This window comes from Saccharospirillum alexandrii, from assembly GCF_043641555.1.
GTDB lineage: Bacteria > Pseudomonadota > Gammaproteobacteria > Pseudomonadales > Natronospirillaceae > Saccharospirillum > Saccharospirillum alexandrii_A.
Genome location: NZ_JBHZRJ010000001.1, coordinates 239,941 through 261,115 on the forward strand (window position 1 = coordinate 239,941; position 21,175 = coordinate 261,115).

The 21,175-nt window shown below is 59.1% G+C and carries 18 protein-coding genes; 13 read left to right on the forward strand and 5 right to left on the reverse strand.

All coding sequences use genetic code 11. The annotated features are described in order from the left end of the window. Positions 1-276 precede the first annotated feature (276 nt). A complete protein-coding gene (locus ACHUE7_RS00990; protein WP_394168303.1) occupies positions 277-1,773 on the reverse strand; it encodes a YifB family Mg chelatase-like AAA ATPase in 1,497 nt (498 codons plus the stop codon). A 171-nt stretch (positions 1,774-1,944) separates the two neighbouring features. Between ACHUE7_RS00990 and ACHUE7_RS00995 the strand changes: the two genes are divergently transcribed. Further along, positions 1,945-2,457 carry a hypothetical protein gene (locus tag ACHUE7_RS00995; RefSeq protein ID WP_394168304.1) on the forward strand — a complete coding sequence of 171 codons (513 nt, stop codon included), beginning with the start codon at positions 1,945-1,947 and terminating at the stop codon, positions 2,455-2,457. Here the strand turns inward: ACHUE7_RS00995 and ACHUE7_RS01000 are convergent. Together ACHUE7_RS01000 and ACHUE7_RS01005 are read right to left on the reverse strand one after the other, a co-directional pair. Next, the gene (locus ACHUE7_RS01000; protein ID WP_394168305.1) at positions 2,435-3,121 is read right to left on the reverse strand and encodes an NAD(P)H-binding protein; all 687 of its coding nucleotides are present in this window, start codon (positions 3,119-3,121) and stop codon (positions 2,435-2,437) included. The genes ACHUE7_RS00995 and ACHUE7_RS01000 overlap by 23 nt on opposite strands. Then, on the reverse strand, positions 3,118-5,700 hold the full coding sequence (locus tag ACHUE7_RS01005; RefSeq protein WP_394168306.1) for a bifunctional diguanylate cyclase/phosphodiesterase: 2,583 nt from the start codon (positions 5,698-5,700) through the stop codon (positions 3,118-3,120). The genes ACHUE7_RS01000 and ACHUE7_RS01005 overlap by 4 nt, the downstream gene beginning before the upstream one ends. Before the next feature lie 187 nt (positions 5,701-5,887). On the opposite strand from ACHUE7_RS01005, the gene ACHUE7_RS01010 reads away from it, so the two are divergent. The 6 genes from ACHUE7_RS01010 to ACHUE7_RS01035 all read left to right on the forward strand — a co-directional run bounded on the left by ACHUE7_RS01010 (position 5,888) and on the right by ACHUE7_RS01035 (position 12,970). Beyond that, a complete protein-coding gene (locus ACHUE7_RS01010) occupies positions 5,888-6,229 on the forward strand; it encodes a GIY-YIG nuclease family protein (protein WP_394168307.1) in 342 nt (113 codons plus the stop codon). Positions 6,230-6,616: 387 nt separating this feature from the next. Beyond that, complete coding sequence (gene ushA, locus ACHUE7_RS01015; RefSeq protein ID WP_394168308.1) at positions 6,617-8,179, forward strand: bifunctional UDP-sugar hydrolase/5'-nucleotidase UshA; 1,563 nt, start codon at positions 6,617-6,619, stop codon at positions 8,177-8,179. Between the two features lie 172 nt (positions 8,180-8,351). Further along, a complete protein-coding gene (locus ACHUE7_RS01020) occupies positions 8,352-8,729 on the forward strand; it encodes a DUF2750 domain-containing protein (RefSeq protein WP_394168309.1) in 378 nt (125 codons plus the stop codon). A gap of 244 nt (positions 8,730-8,973) precedes the next feature. Then, a complete protein-coding gene (gene glyA, locus ACHUE7_RS01025) occupies positions 8,974-10,236 on the forward strand; it encodes a serine hydroxymethyltransferase (protein ID WP_394168310.1) in 1,263 nt (420 codons plus the stop codon). 293 nt (positions 10,237-10,529) lie between these two features. After that, the gene (locus ACHUE7_RS01030) at positions 10,530-11,441 is read left to right on the forward strand and encodes a DMT family transporter (protein ID WP_394168311.1); all 912 of its coding nucleotides are present in this window, start codon (positions 10,530-10,532) and stop codon (positions 11,439-11,441) included. Positions 11,442-11,584: 143 nt separating this feature from the next. Next, positions 11,585-12,970: an L-serine ammonia-lyase gene (locus ACHUE7_RS01035; protein WP_394168312.1), complete on the forward strand. Its 1,386-nt coding sequence runs from the start codon at positions 11,585-11,587 to the stop codon at positions 12,968-12,970. Positions 12,971-13,163: 193 nt separating this feature from the next. Here the strand turns inward: ACHUE7_RS01035 and ACHUE7_RS01040 are convergent, their stop codons facing one another. Continuing rightward, positions 13,164-14,066: a hypothetical protein gene (locus ACHUE7_RS01040; RefSeq protein ID WP_394168313.1), complete on the reverse strand. Its 903-nt coding sequence runs from the start codon at positions 14,064-14,066 to the stop codon at positions 13,164-13,166. A gap of 294 nt (positions 14,067-14,360) precedes the next feature. Here ACHUE7_RS01040 and ACHUE7_RS01045 point away from each other — a divergent pair, with 294 nt between their 5' ends. The 6 genes from ACHUE7_RS01045 (at position 14,361) to nusB (ending at position 19,038) form a co-directional block, all read left to right on the forward strand. Continuing rightward, positions 14,361-14,687 (forward strand): c-type cytochrome, encoded by a 327-nt coding sequence (locus ACHUE7_RS01045; RefSeq protein ID WP_394168314.1) that lies wholly within the window; start codon positions 14,361-14,363, stop codon positions 14,685-14,687. A gap of 485 nt (positions 14,688-15,172) precedes the next feature. Next, entirely contained in the window at positions 15,173-15,634 is a 462-nt protein-coding gene (gene nrdR / locus ACHUE7_RS01050) for a transcriptional regulator NrdR (protein WP_127557551.1), read from the forward strand. Positions 15,635-15,641: 7 nt separating this feature from the next. Then, a complete protein-coding gene (ribD, locus tag ACHUE7_RS01055; protein WP_394168315.1) occupies positions 15,642-16,748 on the forward strand; it encodes a bifunctional diaminohydroxyphosphoribosylaminopyrimidine deaminase/5-amino-6-(5-phosphoribosylamino)uracil reductase RibD in 1,107 nt (368 codons plus the stop codon). A gap of 127 nt (positions 16,749-16,875) precedes the next feature. After that, positions 16,876-18,009, forward strand: a complete 1,134-nt coding sequence (ribBA, locus tag ACHUE7_RS01060) for a bifunctional 3,4-dihydroxy-2-butanone-4-phosphate synthase/GTP cyclohydrolase II (RefSeq protein ID WP_394169138.1) — start codon at positions 16,876-16,878, stop codon at positions 18,007-18,009. An 81-nt stretch (positions 18,010-18,090) separates the two neighbouring features. Beyond that, complete coding sequence (ribH, locus tag ACHUE7_RS01065) at positions 18,091-18,579, forward strand: 6,7-dimethyl-8-ribityllumazine synthase (protein ID WP_463557684.1); 489 nt, start codon at positions 18,091-18,093, stop codon at positions 18,577-18,579. 3 nt (positions 18,580-18,582) lie between these two features. Further along, positions 18,583-19,038, forward strand: coding sequence for a transcription antitermination factor NusB (gene nusB / locus ACHUE7_RS01070; protein ID WP_348474537.1), 456 nt, complete (start codon positions 18,583-18,585; stop codon positions 19,036-19,038). Positions 19,039-19,172: 134 nt separating this feature from the next. Here the strand turns inward: nusB and ACHUE7_RS01075 are convergent, their stop codons facing one another. Continuing rightward, on the reverse strand, positions 19,173-20,969 hold the full coding sequence (locus ACHUE7_RS01075) for a hypothetical protein (protein WP_394168316.1): 1,797 nt from the start codon (positions 20,967-20,969) through the stop codon (positions 19,173-19,175). Between the last annotated feature and the right edge of the window lie 206 nt (positions 20,970-21,175).

Genomic DNA, 21,175 nt, shown 5'->3' on the forward strand with positions numbered 1-21,175 from the left:
TGCGGACTCCCCCACAAGGGCACACCCGGCACCCGCCGCTTGCAACTGTAACAACGTCCAACATAGTTCGTTCTAGCTATTCAGCTATTGGATCACGGGCTTTTTTTGCTTAATTCAATGAAACCTGAGACCAGTGCTGGCTGCCGGGTGTGCCTATCCGGGGTAGTCCGCAGCAGGGATGCTGCGGCCTAGGCTCCAGGGAAGGATTCACGCCGACCCCGGATAGGCATACCCGGTGGCCAGCACGACATTCTGGCTAATCAATTTATTTAGCCACTAAACCCGCATTAATTTCTCCAGCTGCCGACAATTGAGCGCTTCGATCAGATCGGTGCGCTCCAGTGTCGGGCGGCCGTTCAGGTCGGCGAGGGTGCGGGCTACTTTGAGTACGCGGTGGTAGGCGCGGGCGCTGAGTCCGAGTTTGTCGAGCGCCGAGTCGAGCAGGGTTTGTTCGGCCGGGCCCAGCTGGCAGGCTTGTTCCAGGTGCTTGCCGGATAGCTCCGCATTGGCGCAGCCCTGGCGGTCCAGTTGCCTGGCCCAGGCCTTTTCTACCCGGGCGCGGACGACGGCACTGGATTCCTCCTCGGTATTGCGGGTCAGCAGTGCCTTGGGCAGGGCCGGCACTTCGATGTGCAGGTCGATGCGGTCCAGAAACGGGCCCGACAGGCGGGCCAGGTAGCGTTGCATTTGTTCGCGGGTGTAGCGTTGCGAGCGCGGGTCGTCCGGGCTGTAGCCGCCCGGGGTCGGGTTCATGGCGGCGACCAGTTGGAAGCGAGCCGGGAAGCTGGTTTGGCGCGCGGCCCGGGCGATGTGAACTTCACCGCTTTCCATGGGTTCGCGCAATACGTCGAGCACGGTGCGCGGGAATTCGGCCAATTCGTCGAGAAACAGCACACCCCGGTGTGCCAGGGTGACCTCGCCGGGCCGTGGAATGGAGCCGCCGCCAATCAGCGCGACGCCCGAGGCGGTGTGGTGAGGTGAGCGAAAAGGACGCTGGCCCCAGTTCAGGGGCAGGCCACAGATGCTTTGTACGCTGGCGACCTCCAGCGCCTCGCGCTCGCTCAGGGCTGGCAACAGGCCCGGCAGTCGGGAGGCGAGCAGGGTTTTACCGGTGCCCGGTGGGCCGAAAAACAATAAGTTGTGTCGTCCGGCGGCGGCGATTTCCAGGGCGCGTTTGGCGCTGTGCTGGCCTTTGACATCGGCCAGGTCGGGCTGCGGCAGCCTTTCGCTGGCTGGCTCATACTGGGCCTGCGGCAGGGGCTTCTGGCCGCTGAAATGGCTGGTGACCTGCAACAGGTGTTCCCCGTAACGCACGTCGCTGTCGCTGGCCAGTGCGGCCTCGGCGGCGTTGTCTTTGCTGGTGACCAGGCTGCGCCCGGCGTCGGTGCAGGCGATGGCAGCGGGCAGGGCGCCGGGGCCGGGCCGAAGGTCGCCGGACAGTGCCAGCTCACCCAGGAATTCGAATGCTTCTATCTTGTCGGCTGGCAATTGATTGCTGGCGACCAGTATGCCCAGGGCAATGGCGAGGTCGAATTGGGCCCCTTGCTTGGGCAGATCGGCCGGTCCCATATTCACGGTGATCCGCCGGTCCGGGAAGTCGAACTGGCTGTTGATGATGGCGGAGCGAACCCGGTCGCGTGCTTCCTTGACCGCCGTTTCCGGCAAGCCAACCATATTGAAGGCGGGCAGACCGTTCGACAGGTGAACTTCAATGGTAACCAGTGGCGCGTCCATCCCGACGCGGGCCCGGCTGTACAGGACGGCGAGTGTCATCTTCTTCCCTGACTATTATGCTGAATGGTGGTCGTTGGCCCGAACGCTACGTCAGCCCGGGCGGGCCGGCAAGTCAGGGTGCCTGGCTCTGTGATCGAGTCGACCTTCATTGGTATGATGACCCCTGTTTTCACTTCAGCGGGTATTCCACCCCGACGTAAAGGAATTTCTGTGACCAAACCAATCAAATGGGGGCTGACGGCCGCCGTATCAGGTGTTTTGTTGTTATTGCTGGTTGTCTGGGGTGTTCAGCGCTATCAGGACCGGCTTGAACGGGAGACCCACGCACCCGAGCGGTTGCAGCAACGGCTGATGTCGGTGCAGGCGGGCGACGGTACCTTGCAGGCAGAGGATCTCGAGCTGGCCGGATTGCGGGCGCAGGAGGAGGCTCGCATCCGCCAGTTGCTGGCACAGGATCTGTCGCAAACGCCGCATCCCGAACCGGACCAGGCTGTGGCGTTGCTGACGCCGGGGGCCGTCTCGCTGGTGGCAACGACGGAAGGGCTGCTGGCGGCGCTGACGCGGAGGTTGCTTGCCCTGCCACAGACTGACTGGCAGAAGACCGTTGTTGCTGCCGATCACTGGGAACTTCTGGTGGGTGAAACCTGCCTGACATTGCGTGATCGTGGCACCGACGAAGCCTACTGGCGCTGGACCTCGATCAGTCGCTGCGAAACCGACTGATTCTCTCCGATTCCCAGATATCAATCGCCGGGCCGGGTGAGCTGGCTGCAGCGACCATGGCCGCGGCAACCTGGTCGGCCGCTACGGGCCGGTACTTCAGCAGGGGGCCGGACAGCGCCGGTTTGATCACCGCACCGAACGCCGCACCCAGGCGTTCACCGAGCCTGAATTCTTCGCGGTTGCCGAGTAGCAGTGAAGGTCGCATGATCACCAGGCGATCGAACCCGAGGGCAATCAGCTCCTGCTCGGCTTCGCCTTTGGTGCGCAGATACAGTTGGCGGCTTTGCGGGTTGGCCCCGAGGCTGGATACGAACAGGCATTTGCGCACGCCCAGATCCCGCGCCCAGTGTGCGGTATTGACCACCAAATCACGGTCCAGCGCCACAAAGGCATCGGGCGAGCCCGCTTTTTTAAGGGTTGTCCCCAGGGCGCAGAACAGGGTGCCGCCCTGAAGATCCATGGCCGAGGCATCGGGCCAGGTCTTGAAGTCGGTGTCAACCCAGTGCAAATGGGGCTGGCGTTGGGGCTGGGGCCGGCGAGTCAGTAGCCAGACCGGGTCGAACAGCGCCGGCGTCAGGTGGCGCTGAAGGGCGTTGCCGACCAGGCCGGTGCCGCCCACCACCAGCGCTGTTGTCGGGTGCTGTCCTTTGCTGGCGCTGCTCATGCCAGGCTCTCCTCGTAGTCGGTTCCCGGTTGTTTCAGTTTATGCACATTGAAGGTGTCGGCCGGTTCCGGCTCGGCCAGATAGAACCCCTGGAAGAAGTCTACTCCCATGCCCATGAGAATCGACATGGTGGCTTCGTCGTGAACGTGTTCGGCTACGGTGCGAATGTGCAGGTCCTGACACAGCTGCACCACCCGCTTGACCAGGATGCGGTTCACTTCGCTGTCGACCAGGTGGCGGATCAGGCTGCCGTCGAGTTTGATCCAGTCCGGCTTTAACCGCATCACCCGCTCCAGATTAGAGTAGGCACTGCCGAAATCGTCAATCGCCAGTTTGCAGCCAAGTCGTCGCAGTTCATGCAAGGTGTAGGTGAAGCGGTCGAAATCGCGCAGACTGTCCGATTCGACGATTTCCAGCGTCACCCGATCGGCGTCAACGCGCCCCTTTAACCAGTATTTTAGACGGTCTATCAGGGCCTCGTTGGCCAGGTCGCGAGCGGTAAAATTCAGCGTGAAGCCAACATTGTGTGGTTTCATCAGGCGGAAGGTTTCGTCGATCATCACCATCGACAGGCGCGGGTAAAGCTGTGTCGGTTTGACCAGGTCCAGGAAGCTGGCCGGGCTGTAAATAACGCCTTCGTGGCGCACCCGCATCAGCGCCTCGACGTGGTGAACCTGACCCTGGCGATCAAACAACGGTTGCACATAGGGCAGAATGTCGCCACTGCCAAGCGCTGTGCGAATGCGGCTCAGCCAGATCAGCCCGTCGCGTTTGCCCCGGTCGGTTCCCGGCAGATCGATTGCCCGGGCGATGGGGAGTTGGTGCCGGTAGGCGTGACGCCGTGCTTCGGAGGCCTTGATCAGCAAGTCTTCAGTGCTGTGCGTCATATCTGCAGGCAATTCAGCCCGGTGGGCGGTGCCTGCGGTCAGCAGAATGGGCAATACGTTCTGCACTACCTTGTCACTGAACAGATCCGATTGGTTCTGCATGCGCTCGGTGAGCTGGGCCATGCCCTTGTAGAAACTGTTCATCGGGCAGGCATCGGGCGCCACAATGAGAAACTCATTGGGTGAGCCGCGAAACACCAGCGCCGTGGTCGGCAGTAATTCGGTGATGTCGGTTTGGATGGAAGCGCTGAGACTGCGCAGCAGCTGGTCGCCCACGCTGTACCCATAGAGGTTGTTGATCTGGCGCAGGTTGTTGATCTTGAGACTGCAGACCTGAACGATGGGCCAGGGGTCGTCGTCACGCAGGCACTGCAACAGGGCCACCCGGTTGGCCAGCCCGGTAACGCTGTCGGTTTCGAATTTGCGCAGCAGTTCCTGGGTGGTCCGGCGGATGTCATCTTCCAGGTTGCGGTTGACCTGGTCGAGATCCTCGACCGAGGCTTGTATTAGCCGAAACAGCGGGGCCAGGGCGTGCCGTTCTAGCACCGGCATGGGGCGTTCCACTGCCGGGTCTTCGGCAATGGCGACCGTCACCAGGCTGTGATGCAGCAATTGGGTGCGCCCCTTTTCATGCATCAGTTCGCCATAGCAAAAGACCCCGCTGAGCGGGGCCATGGCCTGAAACGGTTGCAGTTCCCGCGCGGTCTCCCGGCGGTCGAAGCGTTGCCGGGAGGCGCAATTGAAACTTAATATCAGCTCGGGACGCCGCGAATGCAACGCCTCGGCGCCGCGGTTGACCCGCTCCAGTGTCATCGACGGGTGGCTGTAGGCAAAGCGGACCCGATCGCCCTCCAGCAAGGGCGTGCTCATGATCAGGCCGCCGTCATCCAGTCGGCGTATCGGGGCGCTCAGGGTGTTTTGTTTGTCGTTGACGCGCATTAACGGGAAGTTTTCATACTGCACATCCTCGGCTGGCGCCGGGCTGGTCATCCGGTCATCGATCAGTGTCTCAGTCAGGTAGCGCTCATACAGTGTCTGTGCCGATTGCTGGTCGAGCTCATAGAGGGTATTGCCAACGGCTTTGGTGACGCTCCAGGTTCGACCAATCAGGTGCCATTCCGAGTAGGATTGGGTCATGACGTCGAGGGTTTCATTGCTCAGGGTGATGGTCAGGGCATGGTGCTGCAGAAACTGACCATTGGCATAGAGCCACCCCTGGCCATCCGCGGAGCAACAACCACCGATCAGCGCCAGATTCGGATACTGCCGGTTGACCCAGTGCGTCAGGGCGGGCACGTCGCCATGTTCGGCGCTCATAAACGTCAGCGCCAGTCGGCTGTCGGTTCGGCACACCGGGTCAAACAGCCGCTCACCCAGCTCCCGTTCGTCACCTTCCCAGCGCAGGTAGTTCAGGCGCAAGTCGGTTCGTTCAAACGTCATGAACTGCAGCAGCAGGGCCTGTTCGCAGACTTCCCCGTCGTGTATCAGTTGCGGGCCGTAAGCGCCGGCCACGGTAGCCATAGGCCAAAGCGCCTCGACCCAGGGCAGGAGGCTGGCAAGATGGTCTGGTTGTGCGCTGGAGAAAGCCAGAATAAGCAGGCGAGCGTCATCCTCAATCGCTTTCTGAAGCGCGGCCAATTGAGCCAAGCCATCGTCAGTGTCGATTTGAATCAGGAGGGTGTGAATGCTCACTGCCATATTTTGGGCAAGTTTGTGATTGAGTTCTCGCAGTTTAGGGTAAAGCAGCGTTTGAAGGAAACCCCTGGTTCTTGAAACAGAGTCGCAATTGACGTTTTGGCACCCGTTAATTGACGCCGGCGCTCGTGCCGGTAACCATAATGGCCTGAAGACCATTTGCCGTAGACCACCGAGTGCCGTTGTGAAGCCAGTAGACCGTCCCTCTAACGTCCCTGATGACTGGAATGAACCAGCCTTGCCGACACTGACGTGTGGCCAGCCGGACCAGGCGTCGCCCTGGTGGGTCTATCTGGTTCAATGCCGCGATGGCACCTTTTATACCGGCATCACCACCGACCCGCAGCGTCGGCTGCGCCAGCACAATGGTGAACTGGCTGGGGGTGCCCGTTATACGCGGCCGCGCCGGCCGGTCATTCTCGTTTACCAGGAGCCTTGTCGTGATCGCAGCCACGCCGGCCAGCGGGAAGCCGTCGTGCGCAAACTTAGCCGGTCACGTAAGCAAGCACTCGCAACTCACCCTTGATGTGAATAGCTCCGGCCCGGCGACCGTTGTCACCAGGCTGACATAAAAGGGGGTTAGCCTCCCTGGCGCTGGCGGGGTTCTTGCCTACACTCTGGAGGCGGCCCGGCACTCTGGTTGCTGCAACCCAACAGCACAAGACAGAATGATCGTACACCACGGCTCTGGCCTGGGGCGAGTGCCCGAGAGGGGATCACCCACTGGGTCACCCTTGCCGGGGTTCAGCACTGCATTGGGGCTACAGACTGAATGCTTTGCACTGTTCTGAGGCCTGGTAACAAAGCCGTCATTTTCGGGTTTCGGTTTGCCAAAGAACGGGTTAAAGTGGAAATTCAGGGTTGACCAAAAGGTCAGGTCCTGCCAAAAAAAAGAATGAAAGGAGACTCAAACATGAAAACGCTAGTACCTGCCTCGCTGGGCTTGACGGTCGTCCTCCTTAGCGGCTGCGCCATGATGGGTCCGAGCTACGAGCCGGACACCGACTATCAACTGACCATCCTGCATACCAACGACCACCACGGCCGTTTCTGGCGCAACAGCGACGGCGAATACGGTATGTCGGCCCGTAAAACCCTGATCGATTCCATTCGTGCTGAAGTAGCTGCTGAAGGTGGCGAAGTGTTGCTGCTGTCTGGTGGCGACATCAACACCGGTGTGCCTGAATCGGATTTACAGGATGCCGAGCCCGATTTTAAAGGCATGGCCATGCTTGAATACGACGCCATGGCCGTGGGTAACCACGAATTTGATAACCCGCGCGACGTGCTGATGCGGCAGGCAGACTGGGCCGGTTTCCCGTTCCTGTCGGCCAACATTGTCTATAAAGACAATGGAAAAGCACTGTTCGAACCCTATGAAATGTTCAACGTCCAGGGCAACCGCATCGCCGTTGTCGGTTTTACCACCGAAGATACGGTTAAAATTGGCAACCCCGAGTACATCGGCGACCTCGATTTTCTGAGTCCTTCCACGGTCGGTCGCACGCTGATTCCCGAGCTGGATGCCAAATCCGAGCTGGTTATCGCCGTCACCCACATGGGTCACTATGCCAATGGCAACTACGGTGGCAACGCTCCGGGTGACGTGACACTGGCGCGCAATGTCGACGGTATCGATGTCATTGTCGGTGGTCACAGCCAGAATCCACTGTTCGAACCCGACGTTGTTAATAACACGCTGATTTTGCAGGCTCATGAGTGGGGCAAGTATGTTGGCCGTTTGGACCTGACCATTCGCAATGGCGAAATCGTCGACTACGAATACGACCTGATTCCGGTCAACCTGAAAGAAGACGACCAACTGTTGCGTCCGGAAATTGCCCAGAACCTTGAAATGCTTGCCATGCTGGCACCGTACCAGCAAGCAGGCAGTGCCGCGCTTGATACCGTCATCGGTTCCGCGAATGGTGATTTCATTGGTGACCGCAGTGTCGTCCGCAACCAGCCTACCAATCTTGGTGTGCTGGTCGCACGCGCCCAGCGGGTAAAAGCCCAGGCTGACGTGGCCGTCATGAACTCCGGCGGTATCCGTGCCGATATGGACGGTGGCGAGCTCACCTATAAAGACGTGCTGACCGTGCAGCCCTTCGGCAACATGGTTTCCTACGTCGATCTGAGCGGTTCCGAGTTGCTGGACTACCTCGACGTGGCCGCTTCCAAGCAGGCAGGCAGTGGCGCCTTTGCTCAGTTTGATGGCGTTAACTTGCGCATCAACAACGGCGAAGTAACGCGGGCCATTGTCAACGGTCGGGAAATTGATCCGAACGGTACCTATCGTCTTGCGGTGAATGCCTTTATGGCTTCCGGCGGTGATGGCTACCCGGTACTTACCGATCACCCGAACTATGTGAACACCGGCTTTGTTGACGCGGATGTCATGGTTGAGTTCATTCAGGAAAACAGCCCGCTGAACATTTCCAACTTTAACCCCGGTCTGTCAGTCGTTCGTCGCTAAACGACTCAGTACCTTTAGTATGGAAAGGGCCGCCAAGTGCGGCCCTTTTTTTCGTCCTGCGTTCCGGCATGGCTTTTTCCAGGCGTGCTGCTACTATGGCCAGCCTTTCAGTGGAGATGCCCATTGGCGGCGAACACTGACCGTTTTCCATTCGCCCATCAGAGTTCTGCACATGACCCATTCCCTTTCCCCGGAAGAGTTTCACGACCTCCAGGCACTGTCTGCCGCTGAGCGTTATGATTACCTGATCGAACTGTTGCAGGCGGGCCAGAGCATCTGGTCCCTGCGCAGCGACCAGGGCACAGTCCTGATGTCCAGTGATGGTCAGGATTGCCTGCCCGTCTGGCCACATACCGAGTTTGCCCAAGCCTGGGTTAACGGTGACTGGGCTGATTGCACCCCTATTGCCATTGATGCAGCTGCCTGGGAGCAACGCTGGTTGCCCGGATTGCAGGCCGATGGCATCGCACTGGCGGTGTTCCCGAGCCAGGATGATGAAGGCGTAGTGGTCGAGCCCGACGATATGGCAGCATCCCTGTCCGCCGAATAGCTTCCCGGAAGTCAGTCCATTCAGGTTGCCATGGAATGGCTGACTTTTTGGTCTTTGTTTGATCAATTTCCCGCCCAAGCGGTGGGAAACCGCTTCGCTTTAGGTACAATAGCCGCCCTCTGAAACCCTTGAAATCCTTGATCTAAAGCTGTCTTTACGGTCAGTTTCAGTCAGTGATTATTGAGTTGTTGCGACCCGGGTCGGGGTCGGTATCGGCAGCCCATCTATACTTGTGGAGAGTGACATGTTTGAGAAAAACCAAACCATCGCCGATTTTGATGCCGACATCTGGCATGCCATGGAAGCGGAGCGCGAGCGTCAGGAAGAGCACATCGAGCTGATTGCCTCAGAAAACTACACCTCGCCACGAGTCATGCAGGCGCAGGGCTCCCAACTGACCAACAAGTACGCCGAAGGCTACCCGGGCAAGCGTTACTACGGCGGGTGTGAGCACGTCGATGTGGTTGAGAACCTCGCCATCGAGCGCGCCAAGCAATTGTTCGGTGCCGGCTACGCCAACGTTCAGCCGCATTCCGGTTCACAGGCCAATGCCGCTGTGTTCATGGCCTTGTGCGAGCCGGGCGACACCGTGTTGGGTATGAGCCTGGCACACGGTGGTCACCTGACGCACGGTGCCTCGGTCTCGTTCTCGGGCCGCATCTACAATGCCGTGCAGTACGGTCTCAACGCCGACACTGGCGAGATCGACTACGAGCAGATGGAAGCCCTGGCGCGCGAACACAAGCCGAAGATGATCATCGCCGGTTTCTCGGCCTATTCCCGCATCGTTGACTGGGCCCGGTTCCGCACCATTGCCGATGAAGTGGGTGCCTACCTGCTGGTCGATATGGCTCACGTGGCCGGCCTGGTAGCCGCCGGGGTTTACCCGAGCCCGGTACCGTTTGCCGATGTGGTCACCACCACCACGCACAAGACCCTGCGCGGCCCACGCGGCGGCCTGATTCTGGCGCGTGAAGACGAAGAGCTGAACAAGAAGCTGAACTTCGCGGTCTTCCCGGAAAGCCAGGGTGGCCCGATGATGCATATCATCGCGGCGAAGGCGATTTGCTTCAAAGAAGCCATGTCGGATGACTACAAGGCCTATCAGGCTCAGGTGGTCAAAAACGCACAGGCCATGTGCAGTGTCTTTATCGAACGCGGCATCAACATTGTCTCCAACGGTACCGATGACCATCTATTCCTGGTCGACCTGATCGGCAAGGAATACACCGGTAAAGAAGCCGACGCCGCCCTCGGTGAAGCCAACATCACCGTCAACAAGAACGCCGTACCCAACGACCCGCGCTCACCCTTTGTGACCTCTGGCCTGCGTATTGGTACCCCGGCGATCACCAGCCGCGGCTTTAAAGAAGCCGAAGCCAGTGAACTGGCCGGCTGGATCTGTGACGTGCTCGACGGCCTGGAAAAAGGCGATGCTTCTTCAGTCATTGCCGAGGTCAAGACCAAGGTATTGGCTATCTGCGCACGACTGCCGGTCTATCGCTGATCAGCTGCCTCAGGGGTTAGTTAAGCGAAGGGAGGCCAGTGGCCTCCCTTTTTTGATTGTGGCTTTTCTCAAGTTCCGGAGCTTGCCAGGATAGACCAGCGGCGGGTGCCGGGGGAGCCCTTGCGGGGAAGTCGCAGCATGGATGCTGCGGTCTAGGCCCGAGACGTCGGACCGCCATGGATGGATTTATGCCGACCCCGCAAGGGCTTCCCCGGTGCCCGGCGCGGCCCAATGCCACCCAGCTAACCCGAGCTCCGGGACTTGAGTCACTTGAACCAAGGACATGAGAAACGATGGATAACCTGGTATTGCGCAGCCATCTGGCGTTGCTGTTAGCGATGCTGCTGTGGGGCAGTTCTTTTATTGCCCTGAAGCTGGCAGTGAATGATCTGTCGCCAATGATCGTGATTTTCATGCGTATGGCGATTGGTGCGGTGGCCTTTCTGACCGTCTGGCCCTGGTTGCGCCACGGTTTTGTGTATCAGGCGGGTGACTGGAAATACTTGCTGGGCATGGCGCTGTTTGAGCCATGCTTGTATTTCATCTTTGAAGCCCAGGCACTGCGTTACACCAGCGCTGGTCAGGCCGGTATGATTACCGCCATGCTGCCACTGATGGTGGCCATCGCCGCCTTCTTTATTCTGAGAGAACGCAGCGGCTGGCGCCAGTGGCTGGGGTTTGGCATTGCCGTGATCGGTGTTATCTGGATGACCCTGACCGGTGAAGACAGTGAGCAGGCTCCCAATGCGTTGCTGGGGAACTTTCTGGAGTTTCTGGCGATGGTCAGTGCGGTTGGTTATACCCTGCTGGTCAAGCATCTGACCCGGCGTTATTCCGCCTTTCTGCTGACCGCCCTGCAGTCGTTTGTCGGCACGCTGTTCTTTTTCCCGCTGGCGCTCGCATCGCCCTGGCCGGAACAGATTTCCCTGTCGACCTTCGGCCTGCTGATCTATCTGGGTCTGATCATCACTCTGGGTGCCTATGGTCTCTACAACTATTCGCTGACGCATTTGAAGGCAACGGTCGCTGCCGGTTACACCAATCTTTTGCCGGTTTTCACTCTGCTTTTTTCGATGCTGCTGCTCGGTGAACGGTTGGTGCTCAGCCAGTGGCTGGCCATTGGGCTGGTGTTTGTCGGTGTCATTCTCAGTCAGGATCGCAACCATCGGTTGCCGCCTGAAGTGCCACCCCCGGTGACGGGTTAAGCTGGCCAGCCACCGGGTTGCCATAAAGCGCTGTAAAATCGTCGGGACAATGCCGGGCACGGCTAATTAGCACCGGTGCATTGCCCTCTTGGAGGGTCTGGGTCACCTTAGGTGGGCTCGACCCAATCGGCGGAGATGACAGCGTGCAACCCTATTCAGTACTGGATCTGTTTAAAGTCGGCCTGGGGCCGTCTTCCTCACACACCCTCGGCCCGATGCGGGCCGCCGAACGTTTTGTGCAACACCTGAAAGAGCAGGGCAAGCTGGCAGCGGTCGTGCAGATTCGAGCGGATCTCTATGGTTCGTTAGCGCTGACCGGTATTGGCCATGGCACTGATAAAGCGGTCGTGTTGGGTCTGTGCGGGCTGGATGCCGCGACCGTCGATCCCGAAGTGGCGGACCATACGTTTTTGCAGGTGAAAACAGATGAGCGGCTGCCTTTGCCCGGTGGGCCGGTGTTGCGTTTCACCATGGGGGAATGCGTCCGCTTTTTCACCGATATTTTTCTGCCCGAACACCCCAACGGTATGCGTTTTACGGCTGAAGACGAGCACGGTATCGTGCTGCTCAGTGAAACCTGGTATTCGGTGGGCGGCGGTGCCATTGCCAATGAGTTGGCGAAAAATTCGGCCAAGCGCGACCTGCTGACGGAGTTTCCGGATCAGCGGCCCTATCCGTTCTTTAATGCGACCGACCTATTGCATCAGGCTGAAACTCATAACCTGACCATTGCCGATATTACGCTGGCCAATGAAGTGGGGCTGGGCACGCCGGAAGGGGAGGTATTGGCCTGGACCGATCACATCAATGAGGCCATGGTCGCTTGCATGAACCGGGGCATGGACCTGGAAGGCCCTTTGCCGGGCGGTATTCAGGTGCAACGCCGTGCGGCCCGCATGGCCCGCTCGCTGCGCAAGCAGGCCGAAGAAGATCAGCTCGGTGTCATCGACTGGGTCAGTGTTTATGCGCTGGCGGTCAATGAGGAAAACGCGGCAGGCGGTCGGGTGGTTACGGCACCCACCAACGGTTCAGCCGGTGTTATCCCTGCGGTACTGGCATACATTCACCATCATATGCCCCGATTAAACGCAGACGATGAGCGCCGCTTTCTGATGACGGCGGCTGCCATTGGCTGGCTCTATAAGCGCAACGCGTCGATTTCCGCAGCCGAGATGGGTTGCCAGGGCGAGATTGGCGTAGCCAGTTCAATGGCAGCGGCTGGTCTGGCTGAAGTGATGGGCGGCACGGCGGCCCAGGCTGAGCATGCGGCGGAAATTGCCATGGAACATCACCTGGGCATGACCTGCGACCCCATCGGGGGGTTGGTTCAGGTGCCCTGCATCGAGCGTAACGCCTTTGGCGCCGTCAAGGCCATACAGGCCGCACGCATCGCCTTGCGGGAACCGGGCGATCACTGTGTATCGCTCGATGAGGTGATCGAAACCATGCGCCAGACCGGCGAAGACATGGCCTCCAAATACAAGGAAACCGCCCAGGGCGGCCTTGCGGTCAATGTGGTGGTTTGTTGAAAGGTGGTGGCTATCGCTCGTGCTGACTACCGGGTAGACCTGGCCGGGGTCGGCGTGAATCCTTCCTTGGAGCCTAGACCGCAACGTCCCTGTTGCGGACTACCCCGGCCAGGTCTACCCGGCAGCCTGCACTTGGTTTAATGGTTGCTCTGACCTATTTTTAGACCAATCGTTATATAACTATGCCGGTTCATTACTCAACGGTGAACGCAAAACCCGCTGGCTTGGCGATGCAAAAGTCGGCCGGCACCGTGTTACTGCCGTTATTGGCAATGGTCTCATCCGGGTCCGCTTCAATAGTCTCCAGCATAGCCACCATATCGGCAATGCGCAGATAGGCTTCCGATGAGGCGCTGATGGTGTTACTGCCATCGTGGCTGGGGTTAACTATCCATTCCGGCAACGTAAGGCCTGGGTCGCCGTCGGCTGCATTGATGCGGTTCCTGACGTGCTGCATGAAATTGTTGCGCCGGTTGTTGAGGCTATTGGTCGGGAGGTTGAGCTGAGCGCTGGCATCACCGTTTTGATGGCACTCGGCACAGACTTCCAGGGTATCGTCGATGTAGTCTTCGTAATAATTGCCCGTGGTCGGACAGCCAGGCAGTGCAAACGCCATATCGTCGAATCGTAAAGTCACTTTGCCCAATGGCCCGTCGGATTCTCCAATCAGAAAAATGCGGTAATCGCCCGGTACTGTTGCCTCCAGGCGCTCATCGTTGCCCGGGTCATCGGGGTCTTCGGCATAGACCAGCTGCAAATCACTGCTGGCTCCGAGTGAGCTGAAGGTTTCGCGTTCCTTGTTGCCGCGCTGAAAGCCCCAGCTGTAGGCATAGAGCCGTTCGTAGGTTTCGCTGGCATCCAGAGTAATCATCGCCTCGTACACTTCAGGGTCGTCACCTTCGGCACTGGTTCTGACGAATTCTACGGAAAACTCGGGGGCTACAATGGGGTCGAAGGTGTCTTTGGTGGTCCAGGGATCCCAGTACTGATCGCCATAACGGCTGTTGGATTCAGGGCCACAGGCAGCCAGCAGGAGGGCGGTCATTGAAATGGCCAGGGTAGACGCCTTAGACAGCAAGTAAGGGCGATCAGACATGGTAAGCATGCTCTACATCAAGGTATGAAGGTAAAGTCATTGTATGCTTTACTGAGTTCGAAACGGTGACCGGGTTCTAGGTTTGGAGCATTGCTGTCGCTAAATTGCGTCATATTTGGCCTTTTTATTGGGGTTAGGAGCAGGGCAGGCAATCACGCGAGTGCCAGGGGCCGGAACGAATGACTCGATGCCGGCGCGAAGACTGGCCCGAGTGGCGACCCTGCTCTGTAGCACAACAAGTATACCTTCAACCAGCGCAGTGATAGAGCGCTCAGGCAATAAGAGAGAGTACTGATGAAGAAATCTGTAAAGGCGATGTTGGTGGGTGTGGCGGCTCTGGCGGCAGCCAGTGCCTGGGCTGAAGGGGATGCGGCGGCCGGTCAGGCCAAGTCAGCTGTGTGTGCGGCATGCCATGGAGCTAATGGCATATCGGCGGTGCCCATTTATCCGAATCTGGCAGGACAGAAAGAGGCGTATCTGGTCAATGTGCTGGCGGCCTATAAATCCAAGGAACGCCAGGGGGCCAATGCGGCGGTGATGTGGGGCATTGCGGCGCCACTGTCGGAGCAGGATATTGCCAACCTGGCCGCCTACTATGCGAGTTTGCCCGCTGGCGGTTAAAGACAGGGGCCGTATTTTTGCGGTATTTTTTGTAACTATCGAACTTAAGCTCAGGGGGTGCATTGGCGCCCCTTTTTTATGCCCGGCCTGATGGGCTCTGGCTTCCACTAAGGTGCCCACAGTTACTGTGGATAAGTCTGTGGGTATACTCTTTACAGCTGTCCCGAATCGGCATGACAGTCATGTTACCCTGGCTTGGTTAAAAAATAGACACATTAAAAAAACACTAATGAAAACAATCAGTTATAGTCGTGTTCTGGTTGTTTTCTGGTCAAGTGGCCTGGTTCGCTGTGCCCGTTTTGAGTGCATTCGGTTTTGTGAATAAACACCCTCTCCGGAACCCGCGTGGTTATCAGCTTTCTAAAAAGTCAACGATTTTGTAGCAGTAGGCGTGTCGCCAAATAGTCGGTAGCAGAGTACACTTTAGCGGCTTGAAACACGGTTCAGACACCGTCCTTCCTTTTTGTCCGAATGAGTTCTAACCGATGCACTGTCCATTCTGTAAAGCACAAGACACCAAGGTCATCGATTCCCGGTTGGTTGCCGAAGGGGAGCAGGTGCGGCGTCGTCGCGAATGCCTTCAGTGTGGCGAGCGATTTACCACCTATGAAGGGGCTGAACTGGTGATGCCGCGCATTGTCAAACAAAACGGCAACCGTGAACCCTTCGACGAAATGAAGCTTCGTGCCGGCCTGCAGCGGGCACTGGAAAAACGACCGGTCAGTGTTGAGGAAGTCGAGGCGGCGCTGGCGCGCATCAAACAAAGCCTGCGGGCAACCGGTGAGCGTGAGTTGCCGTCACGCCGGCTGGGCGAGGTGGTGATGAATGAGCTGCGTGAACTGGACCAGGTTGCTTATGTTCGGTTCGCGTCGGTTTATCGGAGTTTCCAGGATTTAAACGAATTTAGAAGTGAAATTGACCGGCTCGAAAAAAAGCGGACCGAGTGAGGGTAGTGTGACGGAGACTCAGTCTGACGAATTCTGGATGGCCCATGCGCTGACGCTGGCAGCCCGCGGTATCACCACGACCATGCCCAATCCACGGGTTGGCTGCGTAATCGTCCGCGATGGCCAGAACGTCGGTGAGGGGTACCACGTGCTGGCCGGTACCGGCCATGCCGAGGTGCATGCTCTGGCTGCAGCGGGTGATCGGGCGCGTGGCGCCACCGCCTATGTGACGCTGGAACCCTGCAGTCATCATGGCCGCACGCCGCCCTGTGCCGAGGCATTGATAAACGCGAAGGTCGCGCGTGTTGTCTGCGCCATCGAAGACCCTAACCCCAAGGTTGCCGGCCGGGGCCTTGCCCAACTTGAGGCTGCGGGTGTGGCGGTACGCTCCGGCGTACTGAGCCAGGATGCCGAAGCACTGAATCGTGGTTTTCTGAAGCGCATGCGCACCGGCCGGCCCTGGCTGACGCTCAAACTGGCCAGCAGTCTCGATGGGGCAACGGCGATGGCCAGTGGTGAAAGCCAGTGGATAACCAGCCCGGCTGCCCGCGCCGATGTGCAACGGGCCCGATCCGAACGTTGCGCCATTCTGACCGGAGTCGGCACCGTTCGGTCAGATGACCCTAGCCTGACGGTTCGCCTGGAGGGCATCGACCGGCAGCCGGACCGGGTGATCCTCGATACCCACCTGAACACACCGGCTACCGCCAAAATGCTGTCCCTGCCCGGCAAGACCTGGGTATTGCATGGCAATGAGGCCCCCGAAGGGCGCAAGGCAGCCCTCGCAGAGGCAGGCGCCCGACTTGTGGTCTTGCCGCGCGATGCGGCCGGGCATCTGGACCTGACTGCAGTGTTGATCTGGCTGGGCCAACAAGCCTTCAACGAGGTCTGGGCTGAGCCTGGCGCTACTCTGGCTGCCACTCTGCTGCAGATGAACCTGGTGGATGAGTTGTGGCTTTATCAGGCGCCCGTGTTGCTGGGGGCCGCAACCCGGCCGCTGTTTTCGGCGAGTCTGAGCAAGCTGTCAGAGGGTCTGTCCTTTGCTGTGGTGGACTCCCGGGCGGTCGGGCCGGATTTGCGCCTGCAGTTACGGCCAACGCCCTCTAACCTGTAACACGGTAAGAACACCGGAAAACGCAGCCTGGCACGGCGAATCGCCTGCGCTTCTGGTATGATAACGACTTGTGAACGCCGGGCTGTCTGCACCGGCGGTGACGATGGACCCGGCAGTGGAATTGAACGTGGCGCTGAACAGCATCGAAGACATTATTGAAGACATTCGTCAGGGTAAGATGGTTATCCTGATGGACGATGAAGACCGTGAGAATGAAGGCGATCTGATCGTCGCGGCGGAAAAAATCACCCCTGAGATCGTGAACTTCATGGCCGGCAAGGCCCGAGGGCTGATCTGCCTGACGTTGACCGGCGAGCGGTGCGATTTTCTCGGCCTGGAATCCATGGTCAAGAAAGACAACGGTTCGGCCTACGGCACGCCCTTCACCATCTCGATAGAAGCGGCTGAAGGGGTCACGACCGGCATTTCTGCGGCTGACCGGGCTCGCACCATTCAGGTTGCGGTCGATCCGAACAGCGAGCCCACCGATATCGTGCAGCCCGGGCATATTTTCCCGCTGCGCGCCCAGCCAGGTGGCGTGCTCAGCCGGGCTGGCCATACCGAGGCGGGCTGTGATCTGGCCCGCATGGCCGGTCTGATTCCGGCGGCGGCCATTGTCGAGATCATGAAAGAAGACGGTACCATGGCGCGCCGGCCCGATCTGGAAGCCTTTGCCGAAGAGCATGGGCTGAAGGTAGGCACCATTGCCGACCTGATCCATTACCGCATTCTGAACGAGCGCACCATCGAGAAAGTCGAGCAACGGTCACTGAGCACCCGCGCCGGTGACTTCAACGTCCAGGTGTATCGTGACAGCCTCTGTGGCGGCACTCACATTGCACTGACGCTGGGCGGGCCTTTCAAACCCGAGAACCCCACACTGGTGCGGGTGCACGTGGCGCAGACTCTGCGCGATCTGCTGGGGGTTAACCCGGCCCGTGGCCACGGCTGGACACTGGATGCCGCCATGCACCGGGTCGCTGAAGAAGGCGCAGGCGTGGTGGTCTTGCTGGATGTTCAGGAGGCCCCCGATGTGATGACCGAACTGAAGATGATGCAGGGCGATGACCGCGCTAACACGCGTAACCCGAACGTCGACAAGTACGGCACCTACACCACCATTGGTACCGGCTCGCAGATTTTGCGCGAGTTGGGTGTGGGCAAGATGCGACTGCTCAGTTCACCGATCAAATTCGGCGGCATTTCCGGGTTCGACCTGGAAGTGGTCGAGTACATTCCGGCCGCGGGCGATGAAGCCTGAAGGCGACTAAGCTGTTTACAACCGACTCATGATTAACCGACGGCGACCCGGGTCGGGTCGTCGTTCAGACAGGATCAGACAATGACTGCTATGACTTCAAACATTACTACCCTGGAAGGCGACTTTTCCGCCAACGACGCCCAGTACGCGATCGTGGTGGGCCGCTGGAACAGCTTCGTGGTTGAAAGTCTGCTGGACGGTGCACTCGATGCGCTCAAGCGCCACGGCATTAAGGACGAGCAACTGACGGTCATCCGTGCGCCGGGTGCCTATGAACTGCCCATCGTTTGCCAGAAACTGGCGGAAACAGAGCGTTATAATGCCATCATCGCGCTGGGCGCGGTGATTCGCGGCGGCACACCGCATTTCGATTTCGTGGCCGGTGAAGCGGCTGGCGGGCTCAATTCAGTGGCGCTGACGGCCAGCATGCCGGTCGTGTTCGGCGTGCTGACCGTCGATTCGATCGAACAGGCCATTGAGCGTGCGGGCACGAAAGCCGGTAACAAAGGCGCCGAGGCGGCCCTGGTGGCGCTGGAAATGGTCAATCTGTTCAAACAGATCGAGGGTTAAGGCATGACCCAGCGTCCCAACATGGCAGCCCGCCGCAAGGCCCGCCGACTGGCCATGCAGGCTTTGTATCAGTGGCATTTGTCGTCGTCTCCGGTCAATCAGATTGAGGCCGAGTTCATCACCGATCATGATATGGCCAAGGTCGATCAGGAATACTTCAGCGAAGTGCTGCGCGGCGTGCCCAGCACGCTGACGGAACTCGATAGCTACATTGAATCCGTCACCGATCGCTCGGTTCGTGAGATGACCCCGGTCGAGCTGTCAATTCTGCGCATGGGTGCCTACGAGCTGGTGCACCGCATCGATGTACCCTTCAAGGTCATCATCAACGAAGGCGTCGAATTGTCGAAACTCTTCGGCGCCAGCGAGGGCCACCGCTACGTCAATGGCGTGCTGGACAAACTGTCGCAGCGGCTTCGGGCGACGGAAGTAACTGCCTCCCGGGCTCCTCGGGATTGAGTGTGTGCGTGTTGGCAACCGGGCATACCCGGTTGCCGCTGCGGTCCAATACCACCTGCCACCTACCCAACCTAAACGACTAGCCAAAAAAAACCGCCAAAAGGCGGTTTTTTAATGCACTGACGCTTTGCTAATCAGGACTGGGCGTCAGACAAATCCATTTGTACTTCGACGCGAATCTGACCGCTTTCCGAGCCGCTGTAGCCACGCACGTCCAGGGTGTAGGTGCCTGCTGGCAGGTACTCTTCCAGGCGTGAGTTGGTGCCGTCGCCACCATCATCGTTTTCCAGTGACAGGCCCGGGCCGACCAGCGAGATCAGGGTGTCAACGGAGGATGATGAGGCATTGATGCTCACGGTGCGCGCTGCGTCCAGGCTGATGGTGTAGGTCAGGCTGCTGCCCGCTTCCAGGTTGCCATAGACGATGTCTCCGGCTCTCAGGTCACCGCTGTTCATCATCTCGCCCTCGACAGCGCTGCTGTTGACCGTCAGGTCATACAGGCCGTTGCCGGAGTAGGCGCCGACGGTGAGTGTGTAGGTGCCGGGTTGCAGGAGGGTGGTGATCAGCGAATTGGTGTCGCCGCCGCCATCATCATCACTGAAGTCCACACCATTGCCCGACAGCGCCAGGGTGGTGTCGAAGCTGGCAGAGTTCAGCGCGATGCTGACTTCCGATGGCTCGTCGATGGTCAGTGAATAGGTGTTATCGTAGTCGGCGCGCATGCCAATCAGGCTGCTGTTCGGAGCGATAATGCCGCTGTTGCGCAGGTCGCCTTCGAACGGTGTGACCTGAGTGTTCAGGGTGTAGATGCCGTCGACCGGGTAGCTGTCATAGCTGAGTGCGGTCACGCTATAGCTGCCCGGCATCAGGATGGATGACAGTTGTGAATCGGTGCCGTCGCCATAGTCATCGTTGTCGAGCTGAACGTCGTCACCGGTGATCGACAGCATGGTGTCGAAATCCTCGGAAGCGAGGCTGACGACGACTTCTGACGGGTGCTCCAGATCAAGGGTGTAACGGTTACCTTCGGCCGACAGCATCAGGCCAGTCAGTGTCTCACCGGCTTCCAGCAGGCCGCCGTTGCGAATCCCATCCGGCAGTGTCGTACTGGCGGTGTCCAGCTGATAGAACTGGCCTTCATCGACCAGGGCATCGGCACACAGGGGCGATTCGGACTCGTAGTAGTCGTATTCACTGTAGGCTTCAAATTCAGACGTCGGCCGCCGGCCGGGCTGCAGAATCAGTTCGTATTCACCGGGCTCAAGATAGGCATCGAGCGTCAGGGTGCTGTCGCCACAGGCGGTGGCTTCTGTATTGACGGCCGGTCCGGTCAGTTGCATGCCCAGTGAGCGACTTGCATCGTTCAGGGTGAAGCTGATCTGGGTGGGCGAGTCGATGCTCAGCGGGTAGCGGGTCGGGCTGTTGTCTGAGGCCAGCGCGCCGACCAGTGACTGGTCTGCACTCAGTGTATCGCTGCGCCCGGCAATGGGCTGGTCGATCAAACGGTAGGGGCCATAGGCTTCATCGCTGACGCCGTTGACGACCAGCAGCGAGCACTGGCCCGCGTCCGGACCCATCAGGATATTAACGGATTCGCTGCTTGCCGGATCGACGCTGGCGTGGTCAATCAACCAGCCTTGTTCGTTAAACAGGGTCAATTCGGCGGCAAAGGGTGCCTGGAAGCGATAGAAAGCCCGGGGCTCGGCATCGGTGGCGCAAAACCAGTGTGCCGAGTAGCGAGCGCCATTGTTCAGGTTGGCGGGGCTGGCGGTATTGAGTTCTGATTGCAGGCCTTCGCCGCTGACCAGTGCCGGGGCATCCACAAAACGGTCCGAACCGGTGGTCGCGCAACCACTGGCCACTGCCAGGGCGGTGAGTGCGGGCAGCCAGCGGGCCGTGCCAGGGAATAATCGAGGTGCAGAATGAGTCACTATTACGTCTCCATACGTTACTTGAAAACCTGCCTGTTCAGTCGGCACTCCGGTCAAGCCAGCTGCCGGGTAAGGAGTTCGTCTGACTTCCTGGTCACACGCTCAAACCGGACAACCCAATGCAGTCGGAGCACCACCGGGCAAGAATCGGCACTATAGGGCGCTTTTAAAGCCGGGTCCAGTCGCCCGGGCCAGGTTCGATCAGT